Annotated in this window: 16 protein-coding genes; 8 read left to right on the forward strand and 8 right to left on the reverse strand. The window is 58.7% G+C overall.

Translation table 11 applies throughout. The annotated features are described in order from the left end of the window. Positions 1 to 17 precede the first annotated feature (17 nt). Genes lolC through cobB form a run of 5 tightly spaced genes read left to right on the forward strand, consistent with a single transcriptional unit; the run spans position 18 to position 4,986 of the window. The gene (gene lolC, locus REA38_RS12090) at positions 18 to 1,220 is read left to right on the forward strand and encodes a lipoprotein-releasing ABC transporter permease subunit LolC (RefSeq protein ID WP_060452862.1); all 1,203 of its coding nucleotides are present in this window, start codon (positions 18 to 20) and stop codon (positions 1,218 to 1,220) included. Further along, the gene (gene lolD, locus REA38_RS12095) at positions 1,213 to 1,917 is read left to right on the forward strand and encodes a lipoprotein-releasing ABC transporter ATP-binding protein LolD (protein WP_033638178.1); all 705 of its coding nucleotides are present in this window, start codon (positions 1,213 to 1,215) and stop codon (positions 1,915 to 1,917) included. The genes lolC and lolD overlap by 8 nt, the downstream gene beginning before the upstream one ends. Beyond that, positions 1,917 to 3,164, forward strand: coding sequence for a lipoprotein-releasing ABC transporter permease subunit LolE (gene lolE, locus REA38_RS12100; protein WP_033646382.1), 1,248 nt, complete (start codon positions 1,917 to 1,919; stop codon positions 3,162 to 3,164). Before lolD ends, lolE begins: the two co-directional genes overlap by 1 nt. Before the next feature lie 53 nt (positions 3,165 to 3,217). Next, positions 3,218 to 4,138 carry an N-acetylglucosamine kinase gene (nagK, locus tag REA38_RS12105; RefSeq protein ID WP_308885943.1) on the forward strand — a complete coding sequence of 307 codons (921 nt, stop codon included), beginning with the start codon at positions 3,218 to 3,220 and terminating at the stop codon, positions 4,136 to 4,138. 11 nt (positions 4,139 to 4,149) lie between these two features. After that, entirely contained in the window at positions 4,150 to 4,986 is an 837-nt protein-coding gene (cobB, locus tag REA38_RS12110) for a Sir2 family NAD+-dependent deacetylase (RefSeq protein WP_033638183.1), read from the forward strand. A gap of 48 nt (positions 4,987 to 5,034) precedes the next feature. Here the strand turns inward: cobB and potD are convergent, their stop codons facing one another. After that, positions 5,035 to 6,078: a spermidine/putrescine ABC transporter substrate-binding protein PotD gene (gene potD, locus REA38_RS12115; protein ID WP_308885944.1), complete on the reverse strand. Its 1,044-nt coding sequence runs from the start codon at positions 6,076 to 6,078 to the stop codon at positions 5,035 to 5,037. Between the two features lie 236 nt (positions 6,079 to 6,314). Here potD and REA38_RS12120 point away from each other — a divergent pair, with 236 nt between their 5' ends. Further along, the gene (locus REA38_RS12120; RefSeq protein ID WP_033638186.1) at positions 6,315 to 7,016 is read left to right on the forward strand and encodes a MurR/RpiR family transcriptional regulator; all 702 of its coding nucleotides are present in this window, start codon (positions 6,315 to 6,317) and stop codon (positions 7,014 to 7,016) included. A gap of 17 nt (positions 7,017 to 7,033) precedes the next feature. On the opposite strand, the gene REA38_RS12125 is transcribed toward REA38_RS12120, so the two are convergent. The 6 genes from REA38_RS12125 to REA38_RS12150 form a co-directional block, all read right to left on the reverse strand. After that, complete coding sequence (locus tag REA38_RS12125) at positions 7,034 to 8,419, reverse strand: glycoside hydrolase (RefSeq protein WP_308885945.1); 1,386 nt, start codon at positions 8,417 to 8,419, stop codon at positions 7,034 to 7,036. 24 nt (positions 8,420 to 8,443) lie between these two features. Then, positions 8,444 to 10,003, reverse strand: a complete 1,560-nt coding sequence (locus REA38_RS12130; RefSeq protein ID WP_041034745.1) for a PTS transporter subunit EIIC — start codon at positions 10,001 to 10,003, stop codon at positions 8,444 to 8,446. Positions 10,004 to 10,222: 219 nt separating this feature from the next. Next, positions 10,223 to 11,005: a spermidine/putrescine ABC transporter permease PotC gene (gene potC, locus REA38_RS12135; RefSeq protein ID WP_308885946.1), complete on the reverse strand. Its 783-nt coding sequence runs from the start codon at positions 11,003 to 11,005 to the stop codon at positions 10,223 to 10,225. After that, the gene (gene potB / locus REA38_RS12140) at positions 11,002 to 11,862 is read right to left on the reverse strand and encodes a spermidine/putrescine ABC transporter permease PotB (RefSeq protein ID WP_033646379.1); all 861 of its coding nucleotides are present in this window, start codon (positions 11,860 to 11,862) and stop codon (positions 11,002 to 11,004) included. Before potB ends, potC begins: the two co-directional genes overlap by 4 nt. Next, positions 11,846 to 12,961, reverse strand: a complete 1,116-nt coding sequence (potA, locus tag REA38_RS12145; RefSeq protein WP_033653862.1) for a spermidine/putrescine ABC transporter ATP-binding protein PotA — start codon at positions 12,959 to 12,961, stop codon at positions 11,846 to 11,848. Before potA ends, potB begins: the two co-directional genes overlap by 17 nt. Positions 12,962 to 12,986: 25 nt before the next feature. Beyond that, on the reverse strand, positions 12,987 to 13,259 hold the full coding sequence (locus REA38_RS12150; protein ID WP_101456414.1) for a hypothetical protein: 273 nt from the start codon (positions 13,257 to 13,259) through the stop codon (positions 12,987 to 12,989). Between the two features lie 57 nt (positions 13,260 to 13,316). Between REA38_RS12150 and pepT the strand changes: the two genes are divergently transcribed. Together pepT and REA38_RS12160 are read left to right on the forward strand one after the other, a co-directional pair. Beyond that, complete coding sequence (gene pepT, locus REA38_RS12155) at positions 13,317 to 14,546, forward strand: peptidase T (RefSeq protein ID WP_004941154.1); 1,230 nt, start codon at positions 13,317 to 13,319, stop codon at positions 14,544 to 14,546. A 90-nt stretch (positions 14,547 to 14,636) separates the two neighbouring features. Then, entirely contained in the window at positions 14,637 to 15,725 is a 1,089-nt protein-coding gene (locus REA38_RS12160) for a malate/lactate/ureidoglycolate dehydrogenase (protein WP_308885947.1), read from the forward strand. 77 nt (positions 15,726 to 15,802) lie between these two features. On the opposite strand, the gene REA38_RS12165 is transcribed toward REA38_RS12160, so the two are convergent. Then, on the reverse strand, positions 15,803 to 17,554 hold the full coding sequence (locus tag REA38_RS12165) for an ATP-binding cassette domain-containing protein (RefSeq protein WP_164134145.1): 1,752 nt from the start codon (positions 17,552 to 17,554) through the stop codon (positions 15,803 to 15,805). Between the last annotated feature and the right edge of the window lie 169 nt (positions 17,555 to 17,723).

The raw sequence follows: 17,723 nt of genomic DNA on the forward strand, positions 1-17,723 counted from the left end.
GCTATCAAACGGATTTCATGTATCAACCTGTCGCGTTATTCATTGGCCTGCGCTACATGCGCGGGCGAGCCTCAGACCGCTTCGGGCGGTTTGTTTCCTGGCTTTCCACCATCGGCATTACGCTGGGGGTGATGGCGTTGGTCACCGTGCTGTCGGTGATGAACGGATTCGAAAAGGATCTGGAGAACAACATTCTCGGCCTGATGCCGCAGGCGTTGATCACCAGCCCGCAAGGATCGGTCAACCCGCAGCAGCTGCCGGCCTCCGAGGTGCAGAAGCTGCAGGGCGTCACGCGCGTTGCGCCGCTGACCACCGGTGACGTGGTGCTGCAAAGCGCCCGCAGCGTGGCGGTCGGGGTGATGCTCGGCGTCAATCCCGACGAGGCCGATCCGCTGACCCCGTATCTGGTCAACGTCAAGCAGCAGCAGCTGCAGCCGGGCCAATACAACATCATCATCGGTGAACAGCTGGCGGGGCAACTCGGCGTCAAACGCGGCGATTCGCTGCGCGTGATGGTGCCGAGCGCCAGCCAGTTCACGCCGATGGGCCGCATTCCCAGCCAGCGTCTGTTCACCCTTATCGGCACCTTCCACGCCAACAGCGAGGTGGACGGCTATCAGCTGCTGGTCAACCAACAGGACGCTTCGCGCCTGATGCGCTACCCGGCGGGCAACATCACCGGCTGGCGCCTGTTCCTGCAGCAGCCGCTGGCGGTCGATACCCTCAGCCAACAGGCGCTGCCGGCGGGCACGGTCTGGAAAGACTGGCGCGATCGCAAGGGCGAGCTGTTCCAGGCGGTGCGCATGGAGAAAAACATGATGGGGCTGCTGCTCAGCCTGATCGTGGCGGTGGCGGCGTTTAACATCATTACTTCGCTCGGCCTGTTGGTAATGGAAAAGCAGGGCGAGGTCGCCATTCTGCAGACTCAGGGGCTGACTCGCCGCCAGATCATGTCGGTGTTTATGGTGCAGGGTGCCAGCGCCGGCATCATCGGTTCGCTGCTCGGCACGCTGCTCGGCGTGCTGCTGGCCACCAACCTGAATAACCTGATGCCGATCCTCGGCGCCCTGATCGACGGCGCTTCGCTGCCGGTGGCGGTCGATCCGCTGCAGGTGACGATCATCGCCGTGGTGGCGATGGCGGTTTCCCTGTTGTCCACGCTTTATCCTTCATGGCGCGCTGCCGCCGTACAACCCGCTGAGGCTTTACGTTATGAGTAACCATCTTTTGCTGCAGTGTGACAACCTGTGCAAGACCTATCAGGAAGGCAATCTGCACACCGACGTGCTGCGCAACGTCAGCTTTGCCATGCAGCAGGGCGAGATGATGGCGATCGTCGGCAGCTCGGGTTCCGGCAAGAGCACCCTGTTGCACCTGCTGGGCGGGCTGGACTCGCCGACCTCCGGCGAGGTGATCTTCAAGGGCGCATCGCTGAACGCCATGTCTTCGGCGGCCAAGGCCGAGCTGCGCAACCGCCAGCTCGGCTTCATCTATCAGTTCCACCATCTGCTGCCGGACTTCACCGCGCTGGAAAACGCCGCCATGCCGCTGCTGATCGGCGGCGCCAAACCGGCGCAGGCGCAGGAGAAGGCGCGGGAGATGCTGGCGGCGGTCGGGCTGGAAAAACGCAGCAAGCACCGCCCGTCCGAGCTCTCGGGCGGCGAGCGTCAGCGCGTGGCGATCGCGCGCGCGCTGGTCAACAACCCGGCGCTGGTGCTGGCGGACGAACCGACCGGCAATCTGGACAAACGCACCGCGGACAGCATCTTCGATCTGCTGGGCGAGCTGAACGTGCGTCAGGGCACCGCTTTTCTGGTGGTGACGCACGATCTGCAGCTGGCCAAGCGCCTGAGCCGCCAGCTGGAAATGGCCGACGGCCACCTGCAGGCGCAGCTGACCCTGATGGGGGCCGAGTAATGGCGGGAGCCTCACTGTCCTTCCTGACGGCCCTGCGTTTCAGCCGCGGCCGTAAACGCGGCGGCATGGTGTCGCTGATTTCGGTCATCTCCACCATCGGTATCGCGCTGGGGGTAGCGGTGTTGATCGTCGGCCTGAGCGCGATGAACGGCTTTGAGCGCGAGCTGAAAAACCGCATTCTGGCGGTGGTACCGCACGGCGAACTCGAACCGGTCAATCAGCCGTTCAGCGGCTGGCCGTCGATTCTGCAGCGGGTGGAGAAGGTGCCGGGCATTGTGGCCGCCGCGCCGTACATCAACTTTACCGGCCTGATGGAGAACGGCGCGCAGCTGCGCGCGGTGGAAGTCAAAGGCGTTGATCCGCAGCAGGAGAGCCGGCTGAGCGCGCTGCCGCAGTATGTGCAGGGTGATGCCTGGGCCAACTTCAAGGCCGGCGAACAGCAGGTGATCCTCGGCAAGGGCGTGGCCGACGCGCTGGGCGTGAAGCAAGGCGCCTATGTGACGGTGATGATCCCCAACAGCGACCCGGAAATGAAGCTGCTGCAGCCGAAGCGCATCCGTCTGCACGTGACCGGCATTTTGCAGCTCAGCGGCCAGCTCGATCACAGCCTGGCGCTGGTGCCGCTGGCCGACGCGCAGCAGTATCTCGACATGGGTGACAGCGTCACGGGTATCGCCCTCAAGATGAACGACGTGTTCGCCGCCAACAAACTGGTGCGCGACGCCGGCGAAGTGACCAACGCCTACATTTACATCAAGAGCTGGATCGGCAAATACGGCTATATGTACCGCGATATCCAGATGATCCGCGCCATCATGTATCTGGCGATGGTGCTGGTGATCGGCGTGGCCTGCTTCAACATCGTTTCCACGCTGGTGATGGCGGTGAAAGACAAAAGCGCCGACATCGCGGTGCTGCGCACCCTGGGCGCCAAAGACGGCTTTATCCGCGCCATCTTCATCTGGTACGGGCTGCTGGCCGGGCTGCTGGGCAGCCTGAGCGGCGTGGTGATCGGGGTGATCGCCTCGCTGCAGCTAACCAACATTATCCGGGGCATCGAGAAACTGGTCGGCCACTCCTTCCTGTCGGGCGATATCTACTTCATCGATTTTCTGCCTTCCGAGCTGCACTGGCTGGACGTGCTGATCGTGTTGGCGACCGCCATCGTGCTGAGCCTGTTGGCCAGTTGGTATCCGGCGAGGCGCGCCAGCCGCATCGATCCGGCACGGGTGCTCAGCGGACAATAAAACCCACGGGGAGGCAGCGATGCCGCCCCGTTTTTTTAGCCTGGGGATGGGTTATGTACTACGGTTTCGATATGGGCGGCACCAAGATTGAGCTGGGGGTATTCGACGACAACCTGCAGCGCATTTGGCAAAAGCGGGTGCCGACGCCGCGTGAAGACTACCGGCAGCTGCTGGCCACGCTGGGCGATCTGACCCTCGAGGCGGATGCGTTCTGTGGCCGGCGCGGCAGCGTCGGCATCGGCATTCCGGGCTTGCCCAACGACGATGACGGCACGCTGTTTACCGCCAACGTGCCGGCGGCGATGGGGCGGCCGTTGCCGCGCGATCTGGCGGCGCTGATCGGGCGCGAGGTGCGCGTCGATAACGACGCCAACTGCTTTGCGCTGTCGGAGGCCTGGGACGACGAGTTTCGCCGCTACCCGACGGTGCTGGGCATCATCCTCGGCACCGGCGTTGGCGGCGGCCTGATCGTCGATGGCAAGACGGTGCCTGGGCGCAACTATATCGCCGGCGAGTTCGGCCATTTGCGCCTGCCGGTGGACGCGCTCGAGGTGCTGGGGCGTGATGTGCCTCGCGTCGCCTGCGGGTGCGGCCACCAGGGTTGCATTGAAAATTACATATCGGGCCGCGGTTTCGAATGGATGTACGCCCATTTCTATGGCCGGCACTTGCCCGCCACCGAGATCATTGCGCATTATCAGGCGGGTGAGGCGCAGGCGGTGGCTCACGTCGGCCGCTTTATGGACGTGCTGGCGATCTGCCTGGGCAACCTGCTGACGGTGCTGGATCCGCACCTGGTGGTGATCGGCGGCGGGCTGTCGAACTTCGACGCCATTTATCAGGCGTTGCCGCAGCGGTTGCCGGCGCACCTGCTGCGGGTGGCCCGGCTGCCGCGCATCGAGAAGGCGCGCTATGGCGACGCCGGCGGCGTGCGCGGCGCAGCGTTCCTCAATTTGGTAAACAGGGAAAAGTAAGGAGAGAGTTAATGCACACTCGCCATCGGCTGTGTCAGTTTCGCAAGAGTAAGCATGTGCTGCATCAGCGCTTTCGTTCACGCATTTTTCACCGTGACACCATGGCGGCGGCCGAGCTGAAAAAGCCGTTTGTGGTGGTGTTGACCGGGGCCGGCATTTCGGCCGAGTCGGGCATTCGCACCTTCCGCGCCGCGGATGGGCTATGGGAAGAGCACCGGGTGGAGGACGTCGCCACGCCGGAAGGTTTTCAGCGCGATCCGGCGCTGGTGCAGGCGTTTTACAACGAACGCCGCCGCCAGCTGCAGACGGAGGAGATCGCCCCGAACGCCGCGCACCGCGCGCTGGCGGATCTGGAAGAGTGGCTGGGGGAAAACTTCCTGCTGGTCACGCAAAACATCGATAACCTGCATGAGCGCGCCGGCAGCAAGCGGGTGCTGCACATGCACGGCGAACTGCTGAAGGTGCGCTGCACCCAGTCGGGGCAGGTGTTCGAATGGCCCGGCGATCTCAGCGTTGACGATCGTTGCCATTGCTGCCAGTTCCCGGCGCCGCTGCGGCCGCACGTGGTGTGGTTCGGCGAGATGCCGCTGGGCATGGACGACATTTACCAGGCGCTGAGCAAGGCCGATTTCTTCGTCGCCATCGGCACCTCCGGCCACGTCTACCCGGCGGCCGGCTTCGTGCATGAGGCGCGGCTGGGCGGCGCCTACGCCATGGAGCTGAACCTGGAGCCAAGCCAGGTGGAGAGCCAGTTCGACGAGAAGCACTACGGTCTTGCCAGCGAAGTGGTGCCGCGCTTTGTGCACAAGTTCCTGGTGGGCAAGGTGGCGCGGGCCGACAGGCCCTGAGAAAGGCATCAGGGCGCACTGCGCGCCCTGATGGGATGGCGGGGCGTATTAGCGCCCGGCTTTCAGCTTTTGGAAGTAGCTTTCATACAGCGTGCTGGCGTCGCCGACGTCGTTTTGCCACTCGCCGTGCTCAATCACCGCCTTGTCCGGGTAGAGTGACTTGTCGTTGGCGATCTCCGGCGACAGCAGTTTCTTCGCCGCCAGGTTCGGCGTCGGGTAACCGATGGTTTCCGCCACCTGCACCGCGATTTCCGGCCGCAGCAGGAAGTCTATCAGCTTCAGCGCCCCCTCGACGTTGCGCGCGTTGGCCGGAATGGCCAGGCTGTCCATCCAGAAGATCCCGCCTTCCTTCGGCCAGACGATCTCCAGCGGCGTGCCGGCCTGGCGCGCCACGAAGGCCGAACCGTTCCACACCATACCGACGTTGACTTCCCCTTCCATAAACGGGTTGCCCGGGTTGTCGGAGTTGAAGGCCAGCACGTTCGGCATCAATTTCTGCAGTTCGTGATAGGCGGCTTCGATCTCTTTCGGGTCGGTGGTGTTGCCGGAGTAGCCCAGCTTGAGCAGCGCCATCTGGAACACTTCGCGCGCGTCGTCGGTCAGCAGCAGGCGGCCCTTGTACTGCGGCTGCCACAGATCGGCCCAGGTGGTAACGGTAGAGGGATCCTGCTCGTCGCTGTTGACGCCGATGGCGGTAGCGCCCCAGATGTAAGGAATGGAATAGTCGTTGTTAGGATCGAACGGCTTGTTCAGCAGGGTAGGATCGAGATCCTTGAAGTGGCTGAGCTTGCTCTTGTCGATTTTTTGCAGCATGCCTTCCTTGCTCATCTTGGCGATGAAGTACGTGGAAGGCACCACCAGATCGTACGCGCCGTCTTTATAGGTCTTGAGCTTGGCGTACATGCTTTCGTTGGATTCATAGGTGGAATAAATCACCTTGATGCCGGTTTCCTTGGTGAACTGCTCCAGCAGCCCCGGCGGGACGTATTCAGTCCAGTTATAGAAATACAGTGTTTTGCCGTCAGAGGCGTTTGCAGAGCAGATACTCAGCGCCATCATCCCGGCTGCGAGCAGATGTGACCACTTTTTCATGCAGCGTATCCTTCAGCAGTAGTGAGCCGAACCCGTATGAGCCGCCGTTTTCGGCCGCGCCATACCCCAGAAAGGGGCCATTATAGGGGGCGGGGCGGGGTGGGTAAAGGCGGTTATCCCGCAGGCAAATCAAGGGGTTTGGCGGCTTAAAGCGCATCACAATTTGATTGTCTCGCGCTGGACAGGCAGTGAAGCGCGTGCGAAACAATAGTTTTGGCGAATAAACGAGGGCGGCGATGAATTTCAAACAGGTCTTCAGCCAGGCGGAGCTCAGCAAGACGGATCTGACGATTTTGCACTGCATTCTCGATAATCCGGACGCCTGCATCGACGACGGCATCCGCGCGGTGTCCGCACGCTGCTACAGTTCCCCCTCGACGCTGGTGCGGCTGGCCAAAAAGCTGGGCTTTCGCGGCTATCTCGAACTGGTCTATTTCATCAAATTCAACCTGACGATGGCGCCGGCCTATCAGGCGGAGCGCGCTACGCCGGCGGCACCGCCGGCGCAGTTTCTCGATCTGCTCGACAGCGGCAAAATCCTGATCCACGGCAGCGGTTTTTCGCAATTGGTGGCGCAGTATATGTACAACAAGTTTATGACGCTGGGCGTAGACAGTTACCTGTCGCTGTGGCCGGATTTCGACATTCTTGACCGTGAGACGCGCTTTCGCTTCGATATGGTGATCGTGATTTCAAAGTCGGGCAACAGCGGCTCGGCGCTGAGCTGGAGCGAGGCGGTGAAGCGTAACCGCATCCTGTTGGCGGCCTTCTGCGGCGACGGCGACAGCCCGCTGGCGCAGCAGGCCGACATGACCTTTCTGTTTGAGGACCGGCAAAAATACGATCACGATATCTACTATCCCAATCCGTTTTTCGGCCACTGTCTGTTGGGATTCGAGAATGTGATCACCGCCTGGTTTGAACGACGCGGCCGCTGACGGCCGCGCCGCGCCGTTTAGCGCCAGTGCCCGGCATACTGACGGTGGGCCTGCAGGTACTCCTCCACCAGCGTTTTCGCCAGCGAGTAGGAGTTGACCAGCGGGTGCACCATCAGCGCCTTGATGGCCAACTGGCGGTTACCGGTCAGGATCGCCGCCACCGCCAGCCGTTCGTACTCTTTCACCTGCGAAATCAGGTTCTTCTGGGTGTCGGGAATATCGCGCATTTTGACCGGCTGAATGCCGGCGCTGCTCAATTCGCAGCTGATTTCGATCACGTCTTCCGGGTGCAGAAAATCGAGCGTGTCGCGGTTTTGCATCGATACCACCACGCGTTTTTGCCGGCCGCTGTTGACCGCCTCCAGAATATCGATCGCCACCCCGGCATAGCCGCCGCTGTCAGGCTGTTCGATAAACTGTTGCAGCGTCAGCATCTCACGCGTTTTCACCTTGCCCTGGCTGGACTCGCGCTGCATATAGGAATTTTCGCGCTGCAGGTAATGGCTGAAGTAGACAGAGAAGGCATGCTCCAACTGACGGGGGATGTCCAGCTCGCCCAACGCCGACAGCATTTGGCGGTTGATCGCCGCAATTTGTTCGCCGCGGGTCTCGCCGCCCTCGACGATGGCGGCGATCGCCTGCTCACGGTAGTAGTAATAGTAGAGATACTCGTTGAGCATCAGGTTGTCCGACAGCGCCACCAGCTCCGGCGAGAAGTATTTCATGCAGGTTTCGCGATACAGGCGCGGATCCGCCAGCAACCGTTCCGTGACCGGCTCGCCGTTGACGCGCGCATTGCGGAACCAGGAAAGGTGATTGAGGCCGAAGCAGTCGACGCTCAGCTGGTCTTCGCGGCAGTCCAGCAGTTCGGCCAGTTCGCGGATGAACTCGCTGGGGGCGTCGCAGATGCCGTAGACCCGGCGCTGGAAGCTGGATTTGATGATCGCCTCGGTCACCATGCCGGAAGGATTGGTGAAGTTGAACAACACCGCGTCCGGCGAGGAAAGCTGCTCGATCAGGCGGCAATAGTCGAGGATCGCCGGAATCGAACGCATCGCCATGGCGAAGCCGCCGGCGCCGGTGGTTTCTTGCCCAAGCAACTGGTGATTGAGCGCGATGCGCTCGTCATGGATGCGGCCTTCCTCGCCGCCGATGCGCAGGGTGGTGATGATGTAGTCGGCGCCTTGCAGCGCCTGGCGCGCATCGCTGCTGAGGCTGAAAGCAATGTCGCCGCGAATGCGCTGGAATACGCCCTGCGCGAGGGCGCCGTAGATCGCCAGATGGCGCTCATCGGTATCCATAAACACCACTTCGGTAATGCCGATGCGATGGGCGTTATAGGCGATGGATTTGGCGAGGAACGGGGAACGCACGCCGCCGCCGCCGAGAACGGTTAATTTCATTCGATATCTCCCATTAATAAAGCGTTAGAGTGCCGCTAAATATTTCTCTACCTGATTTTTGACCTTGCCGACCGTGACGCCGTAAATCACCTGCACTTCACGGCGATTCTTCACCACGCCTTTGGCGCCGGTGCTTTTCAACGCAGCCTCATCTACCCGCGCCATATCCTTTAATTCCACCCGCAGCCGGGTGAAGCAGTTGTCGACGGAAATAATGTTTTCCTTGCCGCCCAGCGCGCGAATAATGATGCCGCTCGGCTCGTCCGGGTTATTTTTGCGGTTCCGGTAATCCTGTTTGGAATAGAGTTTGACGTCCTGATCATCTTCGCGGCCCGGCGTCTTCAGATTGAGCTTCAGCACCAGCGTTTTGAACACCAGGTAATACACCGCAAACTGCACCAGACCGATGACCACATACAGCGGCCAGCGGGTGAGGGAGACCGGCAGCGGCAGGTTATAGGCCAGGAACTCGACCAGCCCGCTGGCGCCCCAGGGGCGCACCTGGAACAGGTTGCAGGCCACCTGCGACAGCGCGGTCAACACGGCGTGGATCACCCACAGCAGCGGAGAGATAAACAGGAAGGTGAACTCTATCGGCTCGGTGATGCCGACCAGGATCGAGGTGGTGATGGCCGGGATCAGAATCGCCTTGGCCAGCATTTTCTTTTCCGGTTTGGCGGTGTGATAGAAAGCCAATGCCGCGCCCGACAGGCCGAAGATGGTCACCATCCCTTGCTGCGAGAAGCGCAGCGCTTCGTTCATCAGCGGCGAGATGCTCGGGTCGCGCATATAGGCCAGGAAAATTGCCTGCGAGCCGGAGACGGTCTGGCCGTCCTGCACGATTGAACCGCCGATGCTGGTGAGCTGGAACGGCGACCAGATAAAGTGGTGCAGCCCGGTGGGGATGAGGAATTTTTCGAAGAAGCCGTAGACGAAAACCCCGAGCGAACCGGAGCTTTTCATAAAGCCGGTCAGCGCGATCAGGCCCTGTGAGATGGCCGGCCACAGGTAGCTGAAGGCGACGGCGTACAGCATGATGATCGGCGTCATGGCGATCAGCACCAGTTTGGCGCCGCCGTAGACCGAGAACACGCCGTTGAGTTCGACGTTGCACAGGCGGTTGTGCACCCAGGCGATGGTGACGCCGAGGATAAGACCGAGGAAAATGCCCATATCCACCACGGTAAAGCCCAGCAGTTCCGTCTGCCCGGTGCCGTAATATTCGCCGTTGATCTTGGCCGCGACGTGGCCGCTGAGCTGCAGATAAGACGAATTGGCGCCGAGGAACATGATAAAGCACATCACCGCAACCAGCGCCGCTTCGCTTTTTTTGTCTTTGGCCAGGCCGTAGGTGATGCCGATGCAGAAAATCAGCCCGAGATTGCCGAATAACGGCCAGAAGGTATCGCCGATCATTTTACCGATAGAGAACACGGCGGAATGTTCATTGATAAGTGTGGCATTGGTGAGAATAGAACTGAGCGCCAGAATCAGACCGATCACCGGCAGGAAAAATATCGGCCCCATCATGGCTTTGGAGAAAAGCTGCAGCTTGCTTAAGATATTATCGATAATACCTTTCATGGCAGTTCCTTTTTATATTTTAATGGATGACGACGTTGCTGAATAAACTCCCTGGAAGCGAGAAAAAAATAAGGCACCTTGCCTGGATTCAGTTATAGGGGGAAGTTTTCGCCGCTGCAATCGGCGGGGCGGAAATAGGCACCGATGGTCAGGGAGTGACAACCGGTGCCGATTGTGAAGGGGATCACAACCGGGCGCCGCAGCGCCCGGCGGGGAGGATTATTCGGCCCTGGGCGCGCGATCGCGCATCACCCACTGGCTGGCGATCACCAGCACCAGCGACAGCAGCAGCAAAATGGTGGCCAGCGCGTTGACCTCCGGCGAGACGCCGACTTTCACCATCGAATAGATCTTCAGCGGCAAGATCTCGTAGCTCGGGCCGGTAACGAAGGAGGAGACGACCACGTCGTCCATCGACAGGGTGAAGCTCAGCAGCCAGCCGGCCGCCACCGCCGGCATCGCCAGCGGCAGGATGATCTTGCGCAGAATGGTTAACTCGCTTGCGCCGAGATCGCGCGCGGCCTCCAGCATCTTCACGTCGAAGCCTTTCAGGCGCGCGTAGACGGTCACCACCACGAACGGCAGGCAGAAGGTGATGTGCGAGAACAGCAGCGACCAGAAGCCGAGCGAAATGCCCAGCAGCATGAACAGCACCAGCAACGAGATGGCCATCACGATGTCCGGCGACATCATCACCACGAACAGCATGCCGCCGACGAACGGCTTGCCGCGGAAGCGGTAGCGGTACAGCGCCACCGCGGTCAGCGAGCCGATCAGCGTGGCGAAGGTAGCGGAGAGCACTGCCATAGTCAGCGAATGGCCGGCGGCCTGCAGCAGGCTGTCGTTGTTGAGCAGCGTGCTGTACCACTGGGTGGTGGCTCCTTGCCAACTGATGCCGAAGCGCGAGGCGTTGAAGGAGTTGACGATCAGGATGACGATCGGGATATACAGATAGGCGTATACCAGCGCCATAAAGCCGCCGCGCAGCAGACGTCCGATCATGCCAGATCCTCCTTCTTGTTCAGCAGGCGGGCGGCCCGGTAATAGACCAGCAGCAACAGCCCCATCACCAGCGTCAGGCAGATGCTGGTGGCCGCGCCGAACGGCCAGTCGCGGATATTGAGGAACTGGCTTTTAATCACGTTGCCGATCAGCAGATTCTTGGCGCCGCCCATCAGATCGGCGACGAAGAACAGCCCCATCGCCGGCAGCACCACCAGCAGGCAGCCGGCGATAATGCCCGGCATGGTCAGCGGCACGATGATGCGGATAAAGGTCTGCAGCTTGCCGGCGCCGAGATCGCGCGCCGCCTCCAGGCAGGACTTATCGAGCTTTTCGATGCTGGAGTAGAGCGGCATCACCATAAACGGCAGCAGGATATATACCAGGCCGAGGATCACCGCTTCCGAGGTGTACATGATGCGCAGCGGCTTGTCGATGACGCCGATCCACAGCAGCGCGTCGTTGAGATAGCCGCGGGTGCTGAGAAACAGCTTCAGGCCGTAGATGCGGATCAGCGAATTGGTCCAGAAGGGCACGATCAGCAGAAACAGCAGCAGCGGCCGCACCTTCTGCGGCAACCGCGCCAGGATAAAGGCGAACGGATAGCCGATCGCCAGGCAGCACAGGGTGGCGATCAGCGCCATGTTCAGCGAGTGCAGCAGCACCTGGGCATACAACGGATCGAACAAGCGCCGATAGTTGTCCAGCGTGAACACCATCTGCACCAGATTGGCGTCGTCGCGGGTCAGGAAGCTGGTGGCGATGATCATCAGGTTCGGCATGAACACGAACAGCAGCAGCCAGGCGACGACGCCGACGATCACCACATTCTGGAAGACTTTACGCGATTTCTTCATCGGCCAGCACCACCTCCCAGCTTTCAACCCAGGTCACCGCCATCTTCTGATTGAGCGAGTGATCGACGTCCGGATCGTCTTCGTTGAAGAACTCGCTGACCATCACCGTTTTGCCGCTCTCCAGCTCGACCACCGATTCCAGCGTCATGCCTTTGTAGTTGCGCTCGCGCACGTAGCCGATCAGCCCGTCGTGCTGCGCGCTGTCGTTCACTTCTTCCACCCGCAGGTCTTCCGGGCGCAGCAGCACCTTCAGCTTTTGGCCCGGCTCCACCGGCAGATCGGCGTAGATGTCGCACTCGCGGCCTTCGACGTTGGCGCGCACCCGCTGCGGATCGAGGCGCTGCAGAACCACCGCGTCGAAGATGTTGATCTCGCCGATAAAGCTGGCGACGAACAGGTTCTTCGGCTCTTCGTAGATTTCGCGCGGCGTGCCGTCCTGCTCGATGCGGCCTTCGCGCATCACCACGATGCGATCCGACATGGTCAGCGCTTCCTCCTGATCGTGGGTGACGAACACGAAGGTGATGCCCAGCTTGCGCTGCAGCGCCTTCAGCTCGTTCTGCATCTGTTTGCGCAGCTTATAGTCCAGCGCCGACAGCGATTCGTCCAGCAGCAGCACCTTCGGCTTGTTGACCACCGCGCGGGCGATGGCCACGCGCTGCTGTTGGCCGCCGGAGAGCTGGCCCGGCCGCCGCTGGGCGAAGGCATCCAGCTGCACCATGCGCAGCGCCTCTTCGACGCGCGGCGTCAGTTCCGCCGCCGGCACCTTTTGCATGCGCAGGCCGAAGGCGACGTTGTCGAACACCGACATGTGCGGAAACAGCGCATAGCTCTGAAACACGGTGTTGACGTGGCGATGCTCGGCCGGAATGGCGGTGATGTCCTGGCCGTCGAGCACGATGCGGCCCAAATCGGCGTCTTCCAGACCGGCGATCAGGCGCAGCACCGTGGTTTTGCCACAGCCGGAGGGGCCGAGAATGGTGAGGAATTCGCCGTGGTTAATCGTCAGTTCGAGATCGGCAATGATGGTTTTGCCATCGAACGCTTTGCTCAGGGCATGCAGTTCAACAAGGGGTGCTCGAGAGGATGTCTCAGTCATTTATCGTATTACTCTATCCCGTGGGCTAATGCAGATAGAACCGCAACTGGAAAAGACTGCCGGAGCTTGCGGGATGCCCGCTGATCAAATGAAGCTCAAACCAGTTGCGCCAATGGAAATTTTTCGAGCGCGCATGATAGACGCTGAATGCCGGAATTGAAAGCCGATCCGGCCCAGATGCCGCGTTTTTCATCATGATAGCGACAAATGACCCTGTGATGACAGTGTTATTTCCCTCAGAAATCATCACAAAGATTAATGATATTGGCGAATTCTGGTTAAAAATGACCTGACGCAATATTTGATCCTGATCGGTTCCGCATAATGAAACGCGATATTCTGAGGGGCCGCTACCATGGACAAATTACTTGACCGCTTTTTCAACTACGTCTCTTTCGACACCCAGTCCAAAGCGAACGTAAAGCATGTGCCGAGCACCGACGGGCAGTTGAAGCTGGCGCGTGCGTTGCAGCAGGAAATGATCGCGCTCGGCTTCGAGCGGGTGTCGCTCAGCGAACACGGCTGCGTGATGGGCACCTGGCCGGGCAACGTCGCCTGGCCGGTGCCGGCGGTCGGTTTTATCGCCCATCTGGATACCTCGCCGGATTTCAGCGGCAAACACGTCAATCCGCAGATCGTCGAGAACTATCGCGGCGGCGACATCGCGCTCGGCATCGGCGATGAAGTGCTGTCGCCGGTGATGTTCCCGATCCTGCACCAGATGCTGGGGCAAACCCTGATCACCACCGACGGCAAAACGCTGCTGGGCGCCGACGACAAGGCCGGCATCGCCGAGATCCTCACCGCCATGGTGCGCCTGCGCGCGCGCAAAATCCCGCATGGCGACATCCGCGTAGCCTTCACCCCGGACGAGGAGGTAGGCAAGGGGGCGCAGCTGTTCGACGTGGCGGCCTTCAATGCCGAATGGGCTTATACCGTGGACGGCGGCGGCGTCGGCGAGCTGGAGTGCGAGAACTTCAACGCCGCCTCGGTGACGATCAAAATCCTCGGCAACAGCGTGCACCCCGGTAGCGCCAAGGGCGTGATGGTCAACGCGCTGTCGCTGGCCACCCGCATTCATCAGGCGCTGCCGGCGGACGAAGCGCCGGAGACAACCGAAGGCTACCAGGGCTTTTATCACCTCAGCAGCATCAAGGGCAGCGTAGAGCGCGCCGAAATGCACTATATCCTGCGCGACTTCGAGCGTGAGGGGTTCGAGGCGCGCAAGCGCAAGATGGTGGACATCGCCCGCGAGGTCGGCAAAGGTCTGCCGCGCGATTGCTATATCGAAGTGAGCATCGAAGACAGCTATTACAACATGCGCGAACAGGTGGCGGAGCACCCGCACGTGATTGCGCTGGCGCAGCAGGCGATGCGCGACTGCGACATCGAACCGGTGATGAAGCCGATCCGCGGCGGCACCGACGGCGCGCAGCTGTCGTTCCGCGGCCTGCCGTGCCCGAACCTGTTCACCGGCGGCTACAACTACCACGGCAAGCACGAGTTCGTGACGCTGGAAGGCATGGAGCAAGCGGTGGCGGTGATCATGCGCATCGCGGCGCTGGCCGCCGAGCGGGCGCGGTAAACGGGACGCTTGCGATTATCATAATCGCTTGCCGCAACAAGGCGTTGCTCATAGTGTGGAAGCACATTCCCCACGCATAAGGACCGCATGATGAGCACCGAATACCGTATCGCCAGCCCGCATTTGGCGCAGTTCGTTCAGGCGATTTGGCGCCAAGCCGGCAGTACGGCGCGCGAAGCCGAGCTGGTGGCCGATCATCTGGTGCAGGCCAATCTGGCCGGGCACGACTCGCACGGCGTCGGCATGATCCCCAGCTACATGGCGTCGTTGGCGCAGGGGCAATTGCAGCTCAATCAGCACGCCGAAGTGGTGCGCGACGCCGGCGCGGTGCTGACGCTCGACGGTGCGCGCGGTTTCGGTCAGGTGGTGGCCAGCGAAGCAATGGCGCTGGGCATTGAACGCGCCGGCAAGCTGGGGCTGGCGGCGGTGGCGCTGCACAACGCGCACCATATCGGCCGCATCGGCCATTGGGCGGAGCAGTGCGCCCGCGCCGGTTTTATCTCGATTCACTTCGTCAACGTGGTGGGCGATCCGATGGTGGCGCCGTTCGGCGGCAGCGATCGCCGCTTCGGCACCAACCCGTTCTGCGCCATTTTCCCGCGGCCGGGCCGCACGCCGCTGCTGTTGGATTTTGCCACCAGCGGTATCGCCTTCGGCAAAACCCGGGTGGCCTATAACAAAGGGCTGTCGGTGGCGCCGGGCTATCTGATCGACGAACACGGGCAGCCGACTACCGAACCGAAGGTGATGCACGAAGCGCCGTTCGGTTCGCTGCTGCCGTTCGGCTTGCACAAAGGCTACGCGCTGGCGGCGATGTGCGAAATCCTCGGCGGCGCGCTCTCCGGCGGCCGCACCACCCACGACGCCACGCTGAAAGCCGACAGCGACGCCATCTTCAACTGCATGACCACCCTGATCCTCGATCCTCTGGCCTTCGACGCCCCGCAAATGCAGGCCGAGGCCGAAGCGTTTATCGGTTGGGTGAAGGCTTCGCCGCCGAACGGCGAACAGCCGATCGCGGTGCCGGGAGAATGGGAAGAGGCCAACCGCGCGGCGCGGCTGGAGCAGGGCATCCCGATCGATGCCAATACCTGGCGGCAGATTTGCGCGGCGGCGGAACAGGCGGGCATGACGGCGGGGGAACTGGCGGATTACCGCGCGCAGGCGCGCCAGGGATAAAAACTTTATGATTGGTACATTGGATGACGAGCCTGGTTACGCTACTGATACTGTCGGGGCGTTTGGTATTGATTCTTTCAGACAGCGGCGTCCAATGTATTTTTATGCAGAATGGATTGAATATAGATGTTTCTATCAGCCAATGAGGACAGCTCCCCCCTATCTGCAATGCCTTGTTGATCCAGCACGATGATTTCATCTGAGTAATCGAAGGTGGAACGTCGATGGCTGATATTAATCACGATAGAAGATGGATAAGCGGCTTTGATGTTTTCCAGTACCTCTCTTTCATTAATGATATCAAGAGATGAAGTCACTTCATCCAAAATGATGATTTTAGGTTGACGTAAAAACAGTCGAGCCAAAGATAATCGCTGGCGCTGCCCTCCGGATAATGTCATGCCATTGTCGCCAATTCTGAGATCCAATAACGAGGTTGAGTTATTAAGTGGAAGGTCATTGAGCTGTGCGTGCTTCAAAGCCATAAGGAGTTTTTCATCAGAGGCATCTGGGCACGAAATTTGCAGGTTAAATCGGAGTGTATCCATAAATATATAGTCATTTTGAGCGACGTGGAAAATTATTTCAGCTCGCTGCTTAATTGAGAGTGAATTTATTTCACTGCTGTTTAAATATATCCTTCCCGCATCAGGTTCCAGTTCACCTGAAATCAATTTTGCTAACGTGCTTTTTCCTGCTCCGCTAGGTCCCGTTAAAGTGAAAAAACCAGCGTGCGAGAATTCAATGTTCATATTTTTAATGGCATATGTCCCGTTTTTATCATATGAATATTGCACATCTCTTAGCGTGATCGAAACTGCCGTGTCTTGTAAATCGGTGGTGTGTGAGTTTTGAGTTGTCGGCGGCTTGATTGATGTAATAAATGTATATAAGGATGCTGTGGACTTTTGCATCGCCGTATACATGGAACCGATGTTCTCTAAGGGAGTCGCCAATAACATGATGTAAGAGGCTATCATGACAAAGTGACCTAAGGTAATCCCCTTGCTTATAACAAAATAAAGAGAAAGTAAAAACGATGAGCCGAAGAAAAAGATACTTAGTAATGCTTCAATAAGTAAGAGTTTGAAATCTGTTTTGAGTAATGCCTCATGTTTATCTTCAATCTTGTTAAGGAGTGTTTTGTATCTGTTAAATAAAAATTCATATGTATTGCAAACTCTGGCAGCCTCCATGTTCTTAACGCTGTCAGTGATGATGCTGTACTTTTTTACCGAGGTAGAGTAAAAATCAGAGTAAAGTTCAGAGATTTTTTTGTTGAACTTTTTCTTAGTGTGAAGGTAAAGGATAAAATAAATTAAGAATAGTGATGATACGAGGTAGTCTCCGGATAATAAAATAATTGAAATGCTGAATCCTAGCTGAAATAGAGGGGGGAGTAGGTTGTGTGAGATATTCCTCAGTAAAATTGTCAATTCATCTATAGCCTGATTTAAACGTTGGGTGATATCTCCCGTATTTTCATGGCTATTTACTTCTTTCAAATTGAAAAGGCTTTTAAAATAATTATCAGTCATGTTGATCACGATGTTGTTACGTAGCGATGTGATTAATATGAAGTTTAATGCTGAAGAGAGCTTTCGCATGCTCATAATGGCGATATAACTGATAGCAAGGGTAATGATGGAAAGAGATAAACTGAATTCCTTTTCCTCAATGGCATTAATTAGGTAAGCCATAATTACCGGTTGTACAGAAAATAAAAATGTGGCGATCACCGAGATTAAAATCAAAGTGTAAAATTGACGTTTTACTGTGTAACTTGATGACTTGTTGAAATATTTCAATAAAAATAGTATTTTTTCCATCTTTTTACCTTTAATCTTCTTTACAGTATGATGCGGGCCCACACCATACTCTTGAAAATTATTTGATAAACAAATTCTATTTCATGCCAAGCTCAGTTATCGCTGCGTACTGATTTTATCGACCTGAGTATCGGTCATGGTGGTTGTATTGATTAACAGAATGTCTTTT

It is taken from the genome of Serratia sp. MF1(2023), from assembly GCF_030954545.1.
Classification (GTDB): Bacteria; Pseudomonadota; Gammaproteobacteria; order Enterobacterales; family Enterobacteriaceae; genus Serratia; species Serratia sarumanii.

Bases quoted from the DNA above. Each gene is read 5' to 3' on its own strand.
- potB (WP_033646379.1), bottom strand. From the start codon at position 11,862: ATGAAGAAATCGCGTAAAGTCTTCCAGAATGTGGTGATCGTCGGCGTC.
- REA38_RS12165 (WP_164134145.1), bottom strand. From the start codon at position 17,554: ATGGAAAAAATACTATTTTTATTGAAATATTTCAACAAGTCATCAAGT.
- pepT (WP_004941154.1), top strand. From the start codon at position 13,317: ATGGACAAATTACTTGACCGCTTTTTCAACTACGTCTCTTTCGACACC.
- REA38_RS12160 (WP_308885947.1), top strand. From the start codon at position 14,637: ATGAGCACCGAATACCGTATCGCCAGCCCGCATTTGGCGCAGTTCGTT.
- potC (WP_308885946.1), bottom strand. From the start codon at position 11,005: ATGATCGGACGTCTGCTGCGCGGCGGCTTTATGGCGCTGGTATACGCC.
- REA38_RS12130 (WP_041034745.1), bottom strand. From the start codon at position 10,003: ATGAAAGGTATTATCGATAATATCTTAAGCAAGCTGCAGCTTTTCTCC.
- cobB (WP_033638183.1), top strand. From the start codon at position 4,150: ATGCACACTCGCCATCGGCTGTGTCAGTTTCGCAAGAGTAAGCATGTG.
- lolC (WP_060452862.1), top strand. From the start codon at position 18: ATGTATCAACCTGTCGCGTTATTCATTGGCCTGCGCTACATGCGCGGG.
- potD (WP_308885944.1), bottom strand. From the start codon at position 6,078: ATGAAAAAGTGGTCACATCTGCTCGCAGCCGGGATGATGGCGCTGAGT.
- REA38_RS12125 (WP_308885945.1), bottom strand. From the start codon at position 8,419: ATGAAATTAACCGTTCTCGGCGGCGGCGGCGTGCGTTCCCCGTTCCTC.
- potA (WP_033653862.1), bottom strand. From the start codon at position 12,961: ATGACTGAGACATCCTCTCGAGCACCCCTTGTTGAACTGCATGCCCTG.
- REA38_RS12120 (WP_033638186.1), top strand. From the start codon at position 6,315: ATGAATTTCAAACAGGTCTTCAGCCAGGCGGAGCTCAGCAAGACGGAT.
- nagK (WP_308885943.1), top strand. From the start codon at position 3,218: ATGTACTACGGTTTCGATATGGGCGGCACCAAGATTGAGCTGGGGGTA.
- lolE (WP_033646382.1), top strand. From the start codon at position 1,917: ATGGCGGGAGCCTCACTGTCCTTCCTGACGGCCCTGCGTTTCAGCCGC.
- lolD (WP_033638178.1), top strand. From the start codon at position 1,213: ATGAGTAACCATCTTTTGCTGCAGTGTGACAACCTGTGCAAGACCTAT.